This is a genomic window from Streptomyces sp. NPDC055632 (assembly GCF_053618675.1).
The window spans coordinates 548,179-565,085 of sequence record NZ_JBSHHY010000001.1 but is presented as its reverse complement, the minus strand read 5'-3'; the positions used below and the strand labels follow the sequence as shown (position 1 = coordinate 565,085).

Annotated in this window: 13 protein-coding genes; 9 read left to right on the top strand and 4 right to left on the bottom strand. The window is 72.5% G+C overall.

Going from position 1 to position 16,907, the window contains the following annotated elements:
- Window positions 1-62: 62 nt before the first annotated feature.
- Both ACWGSR_RS02370 and ACWGSR_RS02365 read left to right on the top strand, forming a co-directional pair.
- A complete protein-coding gene (locus tag ACWGSR_RS02370; protein WP_453563062.1) occupies window positions 63-1,112 on the top strand; it encodes a LacI family DNA-binding transcriptional regulator in 1,050 nt (349 codons plus the stop codon).
- A gap of 77 nt (window positions 1,113-1,189) precedes the next feature.
- Complete coding sequence (locus ACWGSR_RS02365; RefSeq protein ID WP_453563060.1) at window positions 1,190-2,275, top strand: aldose epimerase family protein; 1,086 nt, start codon at window positions 1,190-1,192, stop codon at window positions 2,273-2,275.
- A gap of 12 nt (window positions 2,276-2,287) precedes the next feature.
- Here ACWGSR_RS02365 and ACWGSR_RS02360 read toward each other — a convergent pair whose 3' ends face one another.
- From ACWGSR_RS02360 to ACWGSR_RS02350, 3 genes are all read right to left on the bottom strand, one after another.
- The gene (locus ACWGSR_RS02360; protein WP_376232269.1) at window positions 2,288-3,874 is read right to left on the bottom strand and encodes an MFS transporter; all 1,587 of its coding nucleotides are present in this window, start codon (window positions 3,872-3,874) and stop codon (window positions 2,288-2,290) included.
- 67 nt (window positions 3,875-3,941) lie between these two features.
- Window positions 3,942-5,405 carry a pyridoxal phosphate-dependent decarboxylase family protein gene (locus tag ACWGSR_RS02355; RefSeq protein WP_453563059.1) on the bottom strand — a complete coding sequence of 488 codons (1,464 nt, stop codon included), beginning with the start codon at window positions 5,403-5,405 and terminating at the stop codon, window positions 3,942-3,944.
- Window positions 5,395-6,798 (bottom strand): MFS transporter, encoded by a 1,404-nt coding sequence (locus tag ACWGSR_RS02350; protein WP_453563057.1) that lies wholly within the window; start codon window positions 6,796-6,798, stop codon window positions 5,395-5,397. The genes ACWGSR_RS02355 and ACWGSR_RS02350 overlap by 11 nt, the downstream gene beginning before the upstream one ends.
- 151 nt (window positions 6,799-6,949) lie before the next feature.
- Between ACWGSR_RS02350 and ACWGSR_RS02345 the strand changes: the two genes are divergently transcribed.
- From ACWGSR_RS02345 to ACWGSR_RS02320, 6 genes are all read left to right on the top strand, one after another.
- Window positions 6,950-7,522, top strand: a complete 573-nt coding sequence (locus ACWGSR_RS02345) for a PadR family transcriptional regulator (RefSeq protein ID WP_453563056.1) — start codon at window positions 6,950-6,952, stop codon at window positions 7,520-7,522.
- Between the two features lie 78 nt (window positions 7,523-7,600).
- On the top strand, window positions 7,601-9,325 hold the full coding sequence (locus ACWGSR_RS02340; protein ID WP_376232264.1) for an acyl-CoA dehydrogenase family protein: 1,725 nt from the start codon (window positions 7,601-7,603) through the stop codon (window positions 9,323-9,325).
- Window positions 9,326-9,856: 531 nt separating this feature from the next.
- Window positions 9,857-10,693 (top strand): SAM hydroxide adenosyltransferase, encoded by an 837-nt coding sequence (locus tag ACWGSR_RS02335; protein ID WP_376232262.1) that lies wholly within the window; start codon window positions 9,857-9,859, stop codon window positions 10,691-10,693.
- 211 nt (window positions 10,694-10,904) lie between these two features.
- Window positions 10,905-11,780: an ABC transporter substrate-binding protein gene (locus tag ACWGSR_RS02330; protein ID WP_453563055.1), complete on the top strand. Its 876-nt coding sequence runs from the start codon at window positions 10,905-10,907 to the stop codon at window positions 11,778-11,780.
- A 16-nt stretch (window positions 11,781-11,796) separates the two neighbouring features.
- Window positions 11,797-12,708, top strand: coding sequence for an amino acid ABC transporter permease (locus ACWGSR_RS02325; protein WP_453563106.1), 912 nt, complete (start codon window positions 11,797-11,799; stop codon window positions 12,706-12,708).
- The gene (locus ACWGSR_RS02320; protein WP_376232258.1) at window positions 12,705-13,448 is read left to right on the top strand and encodes an amino acid ABC transporter ATP-binding protein; all 744 of its coding nucleotides are present in this window, start codon (window positions 12,705-12,707) and stop codon (window positions 13,446-13,448) included. Before ACWGSR_RS02325 ends, ACWGSR_RS02320 begins: the two co-directional genes overlap by 4 nt.
- A gap of 175 nt (window positions 13,449-13,623) precedes the next feature.
- On the opposite strand, the gene ACWGSR_RS02315 is transcribed toward ACWGSR_RS02320, so the two are convergent.
- A complete protein-coding gene (locus ACWGSR_RS02315; protein ID WP_376232256.1) occupies window positions 13,624-14,835 on the bottom strand; it encodes a glycoside hydrolase family 64 protein in 1,212 nt (403 codons plus the stop codon).
- A 692-nt stretch (window positions 14,836-15,527) separates the two neighbouring features.
- Here ACWGSR_RS02315 and ACWGSR_RS02310 point away from each other — a divergent pair.
- Window positions 15,528-16,907 carry an ATP-binding protein gene (locus ACWGSR_RS02310; RefSeq protein WP_453563053.1) on the top strand — a complete coding sequence of 460 codons (1,380 nt, stop codon included), beginning with the start codon at window positions 15,528-15,530 and terminating at the stop codon, window positions 16,905-16,907.

The following is a 16,907-nucleotide window of genomic DNA, read 5'->3' as shown; positions in this document are numbered from 1 at the left end:
AACCCCACCCGGACCACCCGGACCACCGGTCCGCCCGGTCAGAGCCGAACCAGAGGAGTTCCGTGGGCGTCAGCCTCAAGGACGTCGCGCAGCGGGCCGGCGTGTCGATCAAGACCGTGTCCAACGTGGTGAACAACTATCCCCACGTCACCCCGCAGATGCGCGCCAAGGTGCAGCGGGCCATCGACGAGCTCGGCTACCGTCCGAACCTCACCGCCCGGCACCTGCGCAAGGGCCGCACAGGCATCATTGCCTTCGCCGTGCCCGAGCTCGGCAACCCGTACTTCGCCGAGCTGGCGGGCGCCGTCATCGACGCCGCCGCCCAGCACGACTACACCGTGCTCGTCGACCACACCGCCGGACTGCGCGAGCGGGAGCTCCTGGTCTGCCAGGAGTTCCGCTCCCACGTCATCGACGGCCTCATCCTGAGCCCCATCCACCTGGAGAACGACGACCTGCTCGCCCGGCAGGAGACCTCGCCGCTCGTGCTCCTCGGCGAGCGCGAGTACGAGGCGCCGTACGACCAGATCGCCATCGACAACGTGGCCGCCGCCCGCAGCGCGGTCCGGCACCTCCTCGGCCTCGGCCGGCGGCGGATCGCCTTCCTCGGCTCCCGCACCGGCCGCGAGCGCCAGCCCGCCCACCTGCGCCTGCGCGGCTGGCGCGAGGAGCTCACCGCCGCGGGCGTCGAGCCCGACGAGACCCTGGTCGTCGCCACCGACGGCTACGGGCGCGGCGACGGCGCCGCGGCCATGGCGGAGCTCCTCGGACGGGGCGCCCGCCCGGACGCCGTCTTCGCGTACAACGACCTGATCGCCCTCGGCGCGATGCGCACCCTCGCCGAACGCGGCCTGCGCGTCCCCGAGGACATCGCCGTGGTCGGCTTCGACGACATCGAGGAGAGCCGCTACGGCGCGATCGGCCTCACCACCGTCTGTCCGGACAAGCAGGCCATCGCCCGGCACGCCGTCGACCGGCTCGTCGAACGCCTCGCGGGCGGCACCGTCACCGAGCCCCGCCGCATCCGGCCCGGCTACCGGCTCGCGGTCCGCGAATCCACCGGCGGCGCCCACACGGTCGCGCCGCCCCGCGGGGGAGGGGACGCGGACTGACCCCGCCGGTCCCGCACCCGTCCGCCCCGCTCCCGAACCGACACGACCTTCCTGCCCACCCGTCCCGAGGACTCCCCATGCCCCGACCCACCGTCCGTCACCGGCCGTTCGGCACCACCCCGGAAGGAGAGGACGTCGCGCTCTGGCGCCTCGAATCCCCCTCCGGCGTGCACGCGGAGATCCTCACCTACGGGGGCGTCCTGCACGCCCTCGGCGTCCCCGACGCCACCGGCCGCACCGCGAACGTCGTCCTGTCGCTGCCCTCGCTCGACCGGTACGCGGAGAAGAGCCCGTACCTCGGGGCGCTGATCGGCCGCTACGCCAACCGCATCGCCCACGGCCGCTTCACGCTCGACGGCGCCGCCCACGAGATCCCCGTCAACGACCGGGGCCACGCCCTGCACGGCGGCCCCGAGGGCTTCGACGCCCGGGTGTGGCGGGCGGAGCCCTTCACCGACGGCGACACGGCCGGGCTGCGGCTGAGCCTGCACAGCCCCGACGGCGACATGGGCTTCCCCGGCGCGCTCGACGTCACCGCCGTGTACGCGCTGGACGCCGCCGGCACCCTCGCCCTGGACTGCGCCGCCACCACGGACCGCCCGACGGTCGTCAACCTCAGCCACCACGCGTACTTCAACCTGGCGGCGGACGGCGGGGACGTCCTGGACCACACCCTCGGGGTGGACGGGGCCGGATACCTGCCCGTCGACCCCGACGGCATCCCCCTCGGCCCGGTCGCGGACGTCGCGGGAACCCCCTTCGACCTGGTCTCCCCGCGCCGCCTCGGCGACGGCGTCCTGGCCGACGGGGACGAGCAGGTCCGCCGCGCCGGCGGCTACGACCACTGCTGGGCGCTGTCCGGAGGGGAGGCGGGGGAGTCCGCCGCGCCGCGCCGGGCCGCGCGGCTCGCCGCCCCGGGCGGGACGCGCGCGATGGAGGTGTGGACGACCGCCCCCGGGCTCCAGGTCTACACCGCCAACCAGCTCGACGGCACGCTCACCGACCCCGAGGGCCGCCCGCTGCCCCGCCACGGCGCGGTGTGCCTGGAACCCCAGCACTTCCCCGACGCCCCCAACCGCCCCGCCTACCCCAGCGCGGTCCTGGAGCCGGGGACCACCGGCCGGCGCCGCACCGAGTTCCGCTTCCCCGGAGCGGCCCGGTAGGCCCCGGGGGCCTCACTCCTCCGGCGGCTTCCCGGTGACCCGCGTCCCCGGGTGCGCCAGGGCGAAGAGGAAGGCCACGGCCAGCGCGATCGCCATGCCGTAGAAGACCCACTGGTTCGCCTCGGCGAAGTCCATCCGGATCGCGTCGCCCGCGCCCTGGAGCGCCTTGGCGATCGGCCCGTCCCCGGTGGGCGCCCGGCCGTCCGGATGGCCGGTGACCGCCTCCGCGACCCTCCCGGCCGTCGCCTCCGCCTCGGCCGGCGGCAGACCGCGCTCGGTGAGCGTGTCGGTGATCCGGTTCGCGGAGACGTGCGCGAGGACGGTGCTGAAGACGGCCATGCCGATGGCCGCCGCGTAGTTGCGGACGGTCTGGGTGATGCCGGTGACCTCGCCGTACGAGGCCCCGATGGAGCGGTTGACGGCGTCGGTGGAGGCGGGGGCGAGGAGGAACCCGATGCCGGCGCCCGCCATGGCCGCGTACGGCCACTGGTCGTGCATCGACAGGTCGGTCAGCTTCTGGGCCCACAGGTAGAAGCCGACCGCGCCGAGCGCGCAGCCGATCTTCATGGCCGGGCGGGCGCCCCGCTTGTCGAGGATCTTGCCGCCCCACTGGGAGGCGATGCCGAAGCCGATGAAGAAGTACAGCAGGAACAGCGCGGCCTGGTTCGGCGAGGCGCTCAGCGACACCTGGGCGTACACCGACGCGAAGAAGAACACCGGCACGAAGGCGAGCATCGCGAAGAACAGCACGAGGCTGTCGATCGTGAAGGCCCGGTCCCGGAAGACGTCGAAGTTGATCAGCGGCTGCGCGGTGCGCCTCTCGTAGACGTAGAACAGGACCAGGACCACCATGCCGCCGACGACGCAGGCCCAGGTCGCGACCGAGCTCCAGCCCCAGGACGAGGCCTGCTGGAAGCCCAGCACGCCCAGGCCCATGCCGACGGCGACCAGGACGGCGCCGACGACGTCCAGGCGTTCGCGGCGGCGGCTCTCGGGGACCCGGGCGAGCACGGTGAGCACGATCGCGACGACGGCGACCGGCACGTTCACCCAGAAGATCGCCCGCCAGGTCCAGGCGGTCAGCCAGCCGCCGAGCAGCGGGCCGATGGCGGTCAGGGCGCCGGAGAGCCCGAAGAACAGGGCGAGCGCCCGGCCGCGCCGTTCCACCGGGAAGACCGCGATGACCACGGCGAGCGCCGCCGGGAACATCAGCGCGGCCCCCAGGCCCTGCGTGGCACGGAAGATGATCAGCCAGGTCAGCGCGAAGTCTCCGGACGGCACGCAGCCGCACAGCGCCGACGAGACCACGAAGAGCAGCGTGCCGGTCAGCATGACCCTGCGGTGCCCGAAGATGTCGGAGAGCCGTCCGCCGAGCGCGAAGAACGCGGCGAGGGAGAGCAGGTAGGCGTTGACGACCCACTGCATCCCGGAGGCGGAGAGGCCCAGCTCGGCCGTGATGTTCGGGGCGGCGATCGAGACGATCGTCTGGTCGATGAAGGTCATCGACACCGCGAAGAGCATGGCCGCGAGCGCCAGCTTCTGGCGGGGCGCACGCGAGGCGGCGGAGCCTGCCCGCGTGGCCGTCGGGTTACCAGCCATACATCGATGGTCGCCCCGGACCACCGGGTGTGCATGCCGAGCCGCCGCCCCGCCGCCCGTGGAACGTTCAGACGCGGAAGACCGATCCGACGAACTCCGCCAGCAGCCGCTCCTTCAGCGGCCCCGGCATCGCGTCGAGCAGGACGAGCACCGGTGCCGTCCGGGCGGGCAGGCCCCCGTCGCCGTCGAGCCCCGCGAAGGCCAGGACGGCGGCGATCTCGTCCGGGCCGAGCGCCGCCGGGTCGAGCCGCGCGGCGAATCCGACGAGCGCCGGATCGGCCGTCAGGGGAGGCAGCGCGCGGGCGGCGGCGAGCGCGGTCCCGAGGTCCTCGACCAGGGCGTCCACCCGGCCGGCGGTGGCCGGGGTCAGCGTCAGGTGCAGATTGGGCGGCAGGCCGTCGAAGGAGAGCTGGGGCTGGAGGTACCAGCCGAGGCCCCGCATCTCGTCGGCCAGGTGCAGCAGCAGGCTCAGGTCCGGTCCGCCCGCGCCGTCCAGGACGGTGAAGGAGACGAGCCCGGCGGCCGGGTCGCCGAGGACCCGTACCCCCGGGATCGCCCGCAGCCCGGCCAGGAGCCGGTCCGAGGCCTCGGCGACCCGCCCGGCCAGAGCCGTGTAGCCGTCCTCGCCGACGTACCGCAGGACCGCCCACGCCTGGGCGAGCAGACCGCCGGACTTCGTGCCCTGGACCGTGGGGTTGACCACCGGATAGCCGGGCCAGCCGGCGTGCGCGAAGTACTGGTGGCGCCGCAGCCCGGCGTCCCGGTACAGGACGACGGAGGCGCCCTTGTCGGCGTACCCGTACTTGTGCAGGTCGACGGAGAGCGAGGTCACCCCGGGCACCGACAGGTCGAAGGGCTCCACCTTCCGCCCGGCGCGCCGCAGGTGGGGGAGGAGCCAGCCGCCGATGCAGGCGTCGACGTGGCAGAGCACGCCCCGCCCGGCGGCCGCCGCCGCGATCTCCGCCACCGGGTCGACCACCCCATGCGCGTACGAGGGGGCCGAGGCGACCACCAGGGCGGTGCGGTCGGTGACCGCCGCACCGATCGCGCGGGCGTCGGCGCGGAAGGTGTCCGGGTCGACGGGGACGACGACCGCCTCCAGGCCCAGGTAGTGCGCGGCCTTGTGGAACGCGGCGTGCGCGGTGGACGGCAGCACGAGCTGAGGAGCCGTCACCCCGCGCTCCGCGCGCGCGTGGTCGCGGGCCGCCTTCACCGCGAGCAGGATGCTCTCCGTGCCGCCGCTGGTGAAGGTGCCCTGGGCGCCGGGCGCGCCGAGCAGCGCGGCGACCGCCCCCACCACGTCGTTCTCCAGGCGGGCCACGCTCGGGAAGACGGTCGGGTCGAGGCCGTTGACCGTGGCGAAGGACGTGTACGCGGCGGCGGCCAGCTCGTCGAGGCCCTCGACCCCGGCGTCGTACACGTAGGCGAAGGTCCGGCCGCCCCGGGTGGGCGCGTCGGCCTCCCGCAGGCCGCGCAGCTCGGCGAGGACCTCGGCGGCGGAACGGGCGGGGACCACGGGGTCAGTCGGCACGGCGGGCCTTCACTTCCTGCTGCGGGGCAGCCTGTTCGGGTACGGCGGGTACGGCCGCGGAGGGGGCCTCGTGGTAGCGGTGCAGCAGCCACAGGCTCGCGGCGGCCAGGACGGCGGGCAGCAGGCTCGTGCCGAGGGAGATGCCGGTGAGCGCCGCCTCCGGCTGGGCCGCCCGGTGCTCCGCGTCGGAGGAGCGGAACCCGGTCGCGGCCAGGACGAGCGCGAACACCCCCGCGCCCAGGGCGAAGGCCAGTGTCTCGGCGGCGGTCCACAGACCGGTGAAGGTCGCCGCGCGTTGTCGGCCGGTGCGGACCGCGTCGGCGGCCAGGGTGTCCGCGAGCATGGTCAGCGGAAGGAGCTGGAGCCCCGCGTAGGCGACGCCGACGACGGCGACCGCGCCGTACCCGACGGCCGCTCCGGCCACCGGGGTGAGGGAGAGGAGGAGCGCTCCGGCGACGAAGAGCAGCGACGCGCACCACTGCGCCGTCTTCGCGCCGGAGCGGCGCGCGAGCCGGGTCCACAGCGGCATGACCAGGACGAGCGGGCCGATCAGACCGGCGAAGAGCGGGGTGACGGCGGTGGGCGAGCCCAGGGTGTACGTGGCGAAGTACTGCACCCCGGCGAGCATCACGCCGACGGCCAGGGCCTGGAGGGTCCACATGCCGGCCAGGAAGAGGAACGGGCGGTTCGAGCGGGCGGCGGCGAGCTGCGCCCGCAGCGACGGCTCGGCCTCGCCGCGGGCCGCCACCGGCGCCCACCGGGTGGTGAACCACGCCCCGAACATGCCCACCGCGAGCAGCCCGGCGACGGCGACCCCCATCACCCGGTAGCCCGCCGGGCCGTCGCCGTCGGCGTGGGCGATCGCCGGGGCCAGCGCGCCGGACAGCAGGATCGCGACGCCCAGGAACCCGACGCGCCAGCCGAGGACCCGGCCGCGTTCGGCGGGGTCCTCCGTCATCTCGGCGGGCATCGTCACGTACGGCACCTGGAAGACGGCGTACGCGGTGGCCGCGAGCAGGAACAGGACGGCCACGTACCCGGCGGCGGCCGCTCCCCGCAGCGGCGGCGCGGCGAAGACCAGCGCGAAGAGCGGCGGGAGGGTGCACGCCCCGAGGAGCAGGAACGGCCGGCGCGGCCCGCCGCGCAGCCGGCTGCGGTCGGAGAGGGCGCCGACGAACGGATTGACGAGGACGTCCCACGCCTTGGGCAGGAACACCGCGAAGCCGGCGACGGCGGCGGGCACGGCCAGGACGTCGGTCAGGTAGTACAGGAGGATCAGGCCGGGCACGGTGGCGAAGGTGCCGGTGCACAGGGAGCCGAGCCCGTACCCGACGCGCACCCGGCGCGGCAGGGGCGGGACCGGCCCGGAAGCGGCGCGGACGTCTGCTGGCATGGCGCAGATCATGAACGACCGTTCGAGCGGGCGGCAAGGGCCGCGTATGACGGGGGTGTGAACTCCGGAGGGGCGGACCCGGAGGTGAGCCGCGTCTCACCGGCCCCGGACGGCCTTGCTATGCAACTCGTTGCATAGCAAGATCGGGGGCATGGCGCTCGACCACGCGATCCTCGTCTCCCTGCTCGAGAAGCCCGGATCCGGCTACGAGCTGGCCCGGCGCTTCGAGCGGTCCATCGGATACTTCTGGACCGCCACCCACCAGCAGATCTACCGCGTGCTCAAGCGCATGGAGAGCGACGGCTGGATCGACGTCCGCGACGTGCCCCAGCAGGGCCGCCCGGACAAGAAGGAGTACTCCGTCGCCGGCCTCGGCCGCGACGCCCTCTCCGCGTGGCTGGGCGAGCCGATCGAGCCCGAGAGCGTGCGGCACGACCTCGCGGTGAAGATCCGGGGCGCCGCCTTCGACGACCCGGCCGCGCTGACCGGCGAGGTCGAGCGGCACCGGAAGGCGCACGCGGACCGCCTCGCCCACTACCTCGCGGGCGAGGCCCGCGACTTCGGGGAGCCGGGCGCGGACGGCCGGGCGGCGGACGCCCCGCTCGACGCCGAGCGGGAGCTCCAGCACGTCGTGCTGCGGGGCGGCATCGCGTACGAGCGGATGATGATCGCCTGGCTCGACGACGTCCTCGCCACGCTCGCCCGCTTCGAAGCGGGGCGCTGACCCCGGGGCCGCGCGCCCCTCCCGCACCACCTCTCACCACCACCCTCACCCCTCACCCGAGCCGGAAAGGCGGACGTCATGGCCGACCCGCTGCTGTTCAACCCGCACACCTACGACCCGGCGCACTTCGACCCGGAGACCCGCCGGCTCCTGCGCGCCACCGTCGACTGGTTCGAGGCGCGCGGCAAGCGCCGGCTCATCGAGGACTACCGGACCCGCGCCTGGCTCGGCGACTTCCTCGCCTTCGCCGCCGAGGAGGGCCTCTTCGCCACCTTCCTCACCCCGTCCTCCGCCGCCGGCGAGGACGAGGGCGACAAGCGCTGGGACACCGCCCGCATCGCCGCCCTCAACGAGATCCTCGGCTTCTACGGCCTCGACTACTGGTACGCCTGGCAGGTCACCATCCTCGGCCTGGGCCCGGTCTGGCAGAGCGACAACGCCGCCGCCCGCGCCCGCGCCGCCGAACTCCTCTCCCGGGGCGAGGTGTTCGCCTTCGGCCTCTCGGAGAAGACCCACGGCGCCGACATCTACTCCACGGACATGCTGCTCACGCCCGACGGCGAGGGCGGCTTCCGCGCCACCGGCTCCAAGTACTACATCGGCAACGGCAACGCCGCCGGGCTCGTCTCCGTCTTCGGCCGCCGCACCGACGTCGAGGGCCCCGACGGCTACGTCTTCTTCGCCGCCGACAGCCGCCACGAGGCGTACCACCTCGTCAAGAACGTCGTCGACTCCTCGAAGTACGTCAGCGAGTTCCGCCTGGAGGACTACCCGGTCGCCGCCGAGGACGTCCTGCACACCGGCCGCGCCGCCTTCGACGCCGCCCTCAACACGGTCAACGTCGGCAAGTTCAACCTGTGCACCGCCTCCATCGGCATCTGCGAGCACGCGATGTACGAGGCCGTCACCCACGCGCAGAACCGGATCCTGTACGGCCGCCCCGTCACCGCCTTCCCGCACGTGCGGCGCGAGCTGACCGACGCGTACGTCCGGCTGGTCGGCATGAAGCTGTTCAGCGACCGGGCCGTCGACTACTTCCGCACCGCCGGTCCCGACGACCGCCGCTACCTCCTCTTCAACCCGATGACGAAGATGAAGGTGACCACGGAGGGCGAGAAGGTCATCGACCTGATGTGGGACGTCATCGCCGCCAAGGGCTTCGAGAAGGACAACTACTTCGCCGAGGCGGCCGTGGAGATCCGGGGCCTGCCGAAGCTGGAGGGCACCGTCCACGTCAACCTGGCGCTGATCCTCAAGTTCCTGCGCAACCACCTCCTCGACCCGGTCGCGTACGAGCCCGTCCCGACCCGCCTGGACGCGTCCGACGACGCGTTCCTCTTCCGCCAGGGCCCGGCCCGCGGCCTCGGCTCGGTCCGCTTCCACGACTGGCGCGCCGCCTACGACGCGTACGCCCACGTGTCCAACGTCGCCCGCTTCCGCGAACAGGCCGACGCGCTCTGCGAGTTCGTCCTCAAGGCCGCCCCCGACGAGGAGCAGAGCCGCGACCTCGACCTCCTCCTCGCCGTCGGCCAGCTCTTCGCGCTCGTCGTCCACGGGCAGCTGGTCCTGGAGCAGGCCGCCCTGACCGGCCTCGACGAGGACGTGCTCGACGAGCTGTTCGCCGTCCTCGTCCGCGACTTCTCCGCGCACGCCGTCGAGCTGCACGGCAAGGACTCGGCGACCGAGCAGCAGCAGCTCTGGGCGCTCGGCGCCGTCCGCCGCCCCGTCGTCGACGAGGCGCGCTCGGGCCGCGTCTGGCAGCGCGTCGAGGCGCTTTCGGGCGCGTACGAGATGACGCCCTGACCTTCCCGCCCGTCACACGGAAGCCCGCACGACCGACCTCCCCGGCCGGCCGTGCGGGCTTCCGCGGCTTGGAGTCCGTCCTGCGAGGAGCACGTCCACGGCGCATCGCCGACGTCGACGCGGCGGTCCGGCGCCCCCGGCAGGGACGGACGAGGGCATGGTGGGGGTCCCCGCCCCGGGCGGTCCGCCGTCGAGTCGCTCGCCGGATGCGGCTCGCCGCGGTCACGGCAGACGCCCCCTCGCCGAGCTGCCGGAACAGCTCGTCCACCATGTGGAAAGGCGACCGAGGCGGTCGGGGCTTCTGCTATCGTCCGGCCCATGCAGCACACCGCCACCCTCGCCATGATGCGAATGATGCCCCCGCCCCCGGAGGCGCTTCGCTAGCGAAGCCGTGTGCGCGCAGGACGCGACGGACCCTCCGGAGACGGAGGGTCCGTTTTTTGTTTCCCGGACCCGGCCACCGAGTCCGCGAGCCGGACCTCGACCTCCACTCCCACCGCACCTCTCCCGTCAGAAGGGCGAAGTACCGCCATGACCCTTCCCCCGGTCGTCTCCCTCACCGACTGCTCCGACCCCAACGCCCTCGCCCGCCAGTCCACCAGGATCGCCGCCCTCTTCGGTTCCACGCCGACCGTCCTGCCGCTCGGTGGACCGGACCCGGAGGGCGCCGCCGCCCTCACCCTGCTCGACCTGCTCCGCTCCACGGACCTCATCGGCGGCCCGAGCCGCCCGGTCGTGGTGCTCGTCAACATCGCGCCGAGGGACGGGCACTGGCCCAACGGCGTGCCCTTCTGCTCCTTCCGCCACGGCGACCACCTGGTCGTCAGCACCCTGAACCAGCGGGTCCTCGCCCCGCTGGCGGCCTACCTGGACCTGACGGAGGTGCGGGTCACCGACGTCCGCGAGGTGCTGGAGGCCGCCGCCGGCGACTGGGCCGAGCTGACGACGGCCGAGATCGAGGAGATGGTACGGACCCAGTTCCGCAGCCTGTGGTACGCGCCCCTGCTGGCCCGCTGGTTGGTGGACGGCCACCCCGTCCCCGGCCGGGCGTCGGCAGTGCGCCCGCCCGTAGACGACGACGTACGGATCGCCGTCGTCGACAACTTCGGCAACTGCAAGCTGGACCGCCCGGCCGCCGACCTGCCCGGCTACGACACCGCCGAGAGCCTTCTCGTGCGCAACCGGCTCGACGGCCGCGACGTCCCGGTGCGCTGTTACGACCGCCTCCCCGACGTCCCGCTCGGCGAACCCGGAATCACCGTCGGGAGCTCCGGGGTCGGATTCGCCGAACTGGTAATCCGCGGCGGTTCCGCGGCAGATGTCTTCGGCCTGCACCAAGGCGACCGAGTCTTTCATCTCACTGGCTGACATGTTATCAACGCGTTACCCCGGCAGTGGTCTTCGAGATTGACGCCGGTCTCCGTGAACCGGAATGCTGAAAAGCATGTCCGGAACTCTCCTGCTGGTACGCCGCCGCCACGTGGACCACGTGCGCTGTGCGGCCGATCTGTGTCGCTGAGCGCACAGCACCGGCCCTCCTTTCCCGTACTTTTCCCGGACTTCCCTCGAAGGACCTCTGATGTCCCGTACCCGCACATCTCTGGCGTTCTCCGCCGTCACCGTCGTCGCGCTGGCGGCGGTCGGCTGCGCGCCCCAGCCGCAGAGCACCTCCGGATCGGCCGGCGCCGGGAAGGCCTCCCCGTGCACGACCGACAGCCCGAGTCTCCACGAGCGCGGCCGGCTCACCATCGCGACCGATTCCCCGGCCTACGAGCCGTGGTTCGACAGCAACACCCCTTCCAACGGAAAGGGTTTCGAAAGCGCCGTGGCCTATGCGGTGGCCGAAAAGCTGGGGTTCGAACGCGACCAGGTGAAATGGGTCGTCGAGCCCTTCGCCCATTCCTACGCCCCTGGGAAGAAGTCTTTCGACTTCGACATCAACCAGATCTCCATCACACCGCAGCGCGCGAAAGCCGTCGATTTCTCCACCAGTTACTACACGGCCAATCAGGCCATCCTGACGCTCGACGGGTCCGCGTTCGCGAAGGCCACGTCCCTGAGCGCCTTCAAGGACGCCGAAATCGGCGTGCAGGTCGCGACGACCAGCTACCAGGCCGTGCTCGACCAGATCAAGCCCTCGAAGCGGCCGAGCGTCTTCAGCACCACCAAGGACGAGGTCACCGCGCTGCGGAACGGTCAGATCGACGCGATCGTCACCGACCTGCCCACGGTCTTCTACCTGGCCGGAGCCGAGCTGGAGAACGGCGAGATCGTCGGCCAGTTCGGCTACGCGGGCGGCACCCCCGAGAAGTTCGGCCTGCTCCTGCCGAAGAACAGCGGGTACACCTCCTGCGTCAACCGGGCCCTCGACGAGCTCAAGGCGGACGGAACGCTCGCGAGGCTCACCACGCAGTGGCTCTCCGCCTCGGCGAACGTCCCCGAGCTGAAGCGCTGACGGGCAGACCGTGGACATCGGCAAGACGGCCGCACCGGACCGGCCGGCCACCCCTTCGGACGCGTCCGGGACGCCCGACGCCCTCTACCGGCCCAGCGACCACGAACGGGAGCGGCAGCGGTACCGCCGCTCCCGCAAGCGCCGCCACACCTGGGTCTCCCTCCTGTGCACCCTGCTCGGCCTGGCGGCCGTGGGCGCGGCCGCGGTCGCCTCGCCGGGCTGGGAACGCGTCGACAGCCTGTTCTTCGACGGCGCCGAGCTCCGTTCCGCCTTCCCCGACCTCCTCCGGGGCTTCTGGCTCAACATCCAGATGTTCCTCGTCGCCGAGGTGCTGATCCTCGTCCTGGGACTGCTGATCGCCCTGGTACGGGTGACCCGCGCCCCGGGTCTCCAGCCGCTGCGGCTCGCCGCCACCGTCTACGTGGACGTCTTCCGCGGCGTACCGACCCTGCTCCTTGTCTTCCTCGTCGGCTTCGGACTGCCGGCGCTGCAGCTCCAGGGCACCCCCTCCGAGCCGTGGGTCCTCGGTGTCATCGCCCTGGTCCTCTCCTACACGGCCTACGTCGCCGAGGTGTTCCGGGCGGGACTGGACTCGGTCCACCCCGCGCAGCGGAACGCCGCCCGGGCGCTGGGTCTCAACGAGCGGCAGACCCTGCGGCACGTCGTGCTGCCCCAGGCGGTGCGCAACGTGCTCCCACCCCTGCTCAACGACTTCATCGCCCTGCAGAAGGACACCGCGCTGGTCGCCGTCCTCGGCCCGCTCGAAGCGCTGCGGGCCGCGCAGATCAAGGCGGACTACGACTTCAACTACACCCCGTACCTGGGAGCGGCCCTCTTGTTCGTCGCGGTGACCATCCCGCTCACCCGCTTCGCCGACCGGCTCCAGCGGCGGGCCGTGCGGCGCACCCGGGCGGGGGCGGGCCGATGAGCGGGCCGCTGCTGCGCATCCGTGGCCTCCGCAAGCAGTACGGGGAGCGGCTGGTGCTGCGCTCGATCGACCTGGACGTCGCCGAGCACCAGGTCGTCTGCCTGATCGGCGGTTCGGGCTCGGGCAAGTCGACCCTGCTCCGGTGCGTGGACCTGCTCGAAGTCGTCGACGACGGCACCGTCCACCTGGGGGAGAGCGAACTGACCGATCCCCGGCTGGACCCCGACGTCGCCCGCCGGCGGATCGGCATCGTCTTCCAGGCGTACAACCTGTTCCCGCACCTGAGCGTGCTGGACAACATCACGCTCGCGCCCCGCCAGGTCCACGGCGTCCCGCGCAGGAAGGCCGAGGCATCGGCCCGTGAGCTCCTGGAACGCCTCGGACTCGCGGACAAGGCGCACGAACATCCCGACCGGCTGTCCGGGGGACAGCAGCAGCGCGTGGCGATCGCCCGCGCCCTGGCCACCGAGCCGGAGCTGTTGCTCTTCGACGAGATCACCTCCGCCCTCGACCCCGAACTGGTCGGCGAGGTCCTGGACGTCGTCGCCGACCTCAAGGGGCGCGGCCTCACCATCCTGATGGCCACGCACGAGATGGACTTCGCCCGGCGGGTCGCGGACCGGGTCTGCTTCCTGGAGGGCGGCGTGATCGTGGAACAGGGCACGGCGGAGCAGGTGCTCACCGCTCCGCGGGAGCGGGCCACGCGGCGCTTCCTCGCCCGCGCGCTCGACCGTTCCTGACCCCGCCCCTCCCGCGGACCGCGAAAGCCGGCCCCTCCTCCGCCCAGGGGAGGGACCGGCTTCTTCGACGAGGGGCGGAGCGCCGGTTCCGGTCCCGCGTCACACGGGTGACGACCGGTCGGACAGACACGCCCGGTCAACCGGCAAGCGGACCGAGCAGATCAGGGGACGCGCTCTAGTCGAACGGGTCGAGCGTCACGTACGCCTGCTGCGGGCTGCCGTCGTGCACCAGGGACTCGTGCGCGCCGACGTCGTCGAAGGCGAAGCCGTACGCCTTGCCGTCCGCCATCCGCTCGTGGATCGCGCGGGAGTAGTGGTTGGTCACCGCGTCCTTGTAGAAGCCGGCCGACGAGGAGTCCGGCTGGTTGGGGTTGGTGAGCAGCGTGGAGCGGTTGTAACCCGCGCAGAGCGTACGGGAGATGGGGCCGCGCACCTGGTCGTTCGGGGCGTCCAGGTGCTTGTAGCAGCCGAAGACGCTGTCCGAGTCGGGCTTCTGGAAGGAGGTGACGACCTGGCCCGACCCGTTGGTGAAGTTCATGACGTTGCCCGAGACCCGCCCGTAGTACTTCACGGAGGGCTGGTTCGCGAAGGGCGTCACGGTCAGGGTCGACGTGGAGTACTTGCTCCAGACCCGGTTGACGTAGTCGTTCATCACCCCGGCCGGCAGCCCGCCGGCCTCGATGCCGTGGCCCGGCGCGAGCGCGCGCAGCACCGTGCCGTCGGAGCGGGTCTGTATCAGGCCGCCCCAGCCGCCGGGCTGGGCGCGCAGCGCGTCGAAGAAGCCCCGGTAGCCGCCGGGCTTGAGGCGGCCCGTGTTCGCGACGGAGCCGTTCGGCCGCTTCACGCCGACCGAGTAGGGCGCCGAGACCATGTCGACCTGGGTGCTGTTGAGCCAGAGGCCCGCGTCGTTCAGGGTGTACTCGGACCAGTTGAAGAGGATGTTCCTGTTGGGGTCGCTCGGGTTCTGGACCGCGGGCTGCACGAGGCCGCCCGTCGCCAGCTTGAAGTTCAGCTTCTGGCCGTAGCTGAAGTAGACCCGGCCCGAGAACTTCGGCAGCCGTATCGTCATCGACCGCCCGTTGGCCGGGCCGGCGATGGAGGCGTCGGGCGCGGGGACGGGGACGGAGCCCCCGGCCGGCCAGGGGTGGAAGGTTCCGTTCGCGTCCGCCCAGCCCTGTCGGCCCGTCGAGAGCTCGGTGCCGAGGTTGTAGACGTACACCTGCTCCCCGCGACCGGAGTTGTTCGCGAAGGTGAGCGGGATGGTCGTGGGGACGGCGGCCTCGACGGGGTCGGAGGAGGCGGCGACGGTGACGCCGGTGCCGATCAGCGCGGCGGCCGCCAGAAGGGGGACGAGTCGGACGCGCGTGCGCCTGTGACGTGCGGACACGTGGGGCTCCTCGGAGGTGGGGGGACTCCGTGTGGGGGGAATCCATGGGGGATCGAGCTCGTGGAAACTCTCTTGAGAGCGCTCTCAAGGATGGGAGCGTGAGATGGACCTGTCAATGCCCGCGGCGGATCCGACGGCGGCCGGCAGGGCACCCCCCTTCGGCCCCCTGATGATCGGGCGACAGAATTTGATCGGTTTATTGCATTTCAGGTACGGCCGTCCGTCGCTTTATGCAACCGCAATGACCGGTGGAGGTTGTCCTTTCGGCGACGTCACACGGAGAACCCGAACTGACTATGCTCACCGGTGTGTTGCGACACGCTCACAGCGAGTCATGAACGCCGTGAGTGCGTGGACGGAGTACGGCCGCGAGGAAAAGCGCCCGCCGGCGCGATTCCCGGAGCGAACCCCCGGGTTTCCGCCCGCCGGGTTCTCGTCGGGGCACGCGTACACGTGCCCGAATGAGGTCCGCCTTCGTTCCTTTCGGCGCACCACACCCACGGTCCGCTCATTCCAGACTTCTTAGGGACCCCCTGATGGTTCGTGCAGGTTCGATTTCCAGAGCCCGGCCGACTCCGGTCGTCCGGGAATGGCTCCTCCCCCCGGGAGTTCTGGCGGGAGCCTCCCTGATCGCACTCCTCCTCTCCCCTGCACAGATACGGACACCGGTCGCCTGGTGCGGTCTCGCCGCGGTGCTCCTGACGGTCCTCACCTCGGCCGGGACCGCGCGCCAGCTGCGCGCGGCGGAAGCGGCCCGCCACACGCGGGCGGCCGCCGAGGCGGAGAAGTACTACGAGCAGCGCGAGGCCGCCCTGCTCGGACGGCTCGCCGACCAGCGGGCCACCACCGTCTGGCTCGCCGAAGAACTCCTGCCCGCGGCCGTCGCCCGCCTCAAGAGGGGCGACCCCGCCTCGGACATCCTGCGCGCCGTCGACTTCGGCAGGCACCTCGACAAGGAGTTCAGCGAAGCGCTCAAGGGCGCCCTGCGGACCCTCCTGGAGGCGGTGGAGGCCGAGGAGCACACCCGCGACGCCTCCCAGCGGGCCCTCGTGGCGGTCGCGCGCCGCGTCCAGGCGATCGTGCACCAGCTCGCCAAGGACCTGCACGCCATGCAGATCCTCCACGGCAACGACATCGTGGTCTCCCGCGGCCTCCAGGACGTCGACCACCGCAACGCCCTGATCGGCCGCCTCGCGGCCAGCATCGCGGTCCTGGGCGACGCCCGCCCCGGACGCCAGTGGTCGAAGTCGATCCCGCTCTACGACATCCTGCGCGGAGCCATGTCGCGGATCGTGGACTACCCCCGCGTCAAGCTGCAGGCGGTGGCGGAGGTGGCCGTGGTCGGCCCCGGGGCCGAGCCGCTGATGCACCTGTTCGCCGAACTCCTCGACAACGCGACGTCGTTCTCGCCGCCGCACGCCCCCGTCGAGGTCACCGCCAACGAGGTGCCCTCCGGCATCGTGGTCGAGATCGAGGACCGGGGCGTCGGCCTCACCGAGGAGGTCCGGCAGCGCGTCGAGCGCGTCATGGCGCAGTCGCAGCGGACCATCCAGCTCGCCAGCCTGGGCGAGGTCACCCAGCTCGGCCTGCCCGTCGTCAGCCGCCTCGCCCGCGAGCACGGCTGCGAGGTCCACCTGCGCACCTCCGCCTACGGAGGCGTACGGGCCGTCGTGCTCGTCCCCCGGCGCCTGATCACCACGATGCCCCGGCCCGCCGTGCGGCCCAACGACTTCGCCAAGCGGCGCGCGGCCGGCCCGCACCGCACCCTGGGCGGCCCGACCCGGACCGCTCCGGTGCCCGCACCCACGCCGACGCCCCCGCCCATGCCGTCGCCCGCCCTCGCCGCGGAGACCGGCGAGATCAGGAGGGCCCCCAACGGCCTCCCGCAGCGGCGGCGCGAGTCGCCCGTCCCGATCCCGGTCGTGGTGACGGGCCCCACGCCCCCCGCCACACCGGCCTCCTCCCGGCCCGCCCCCCAGCCGGGCCTGATGTGGGAGGCGTTCAACGGCGAGAAGAGAGCGGCCGCCGAACCCACCCCTTCCCCCAACGAGCCTTCAGATGAGGTCGACTAA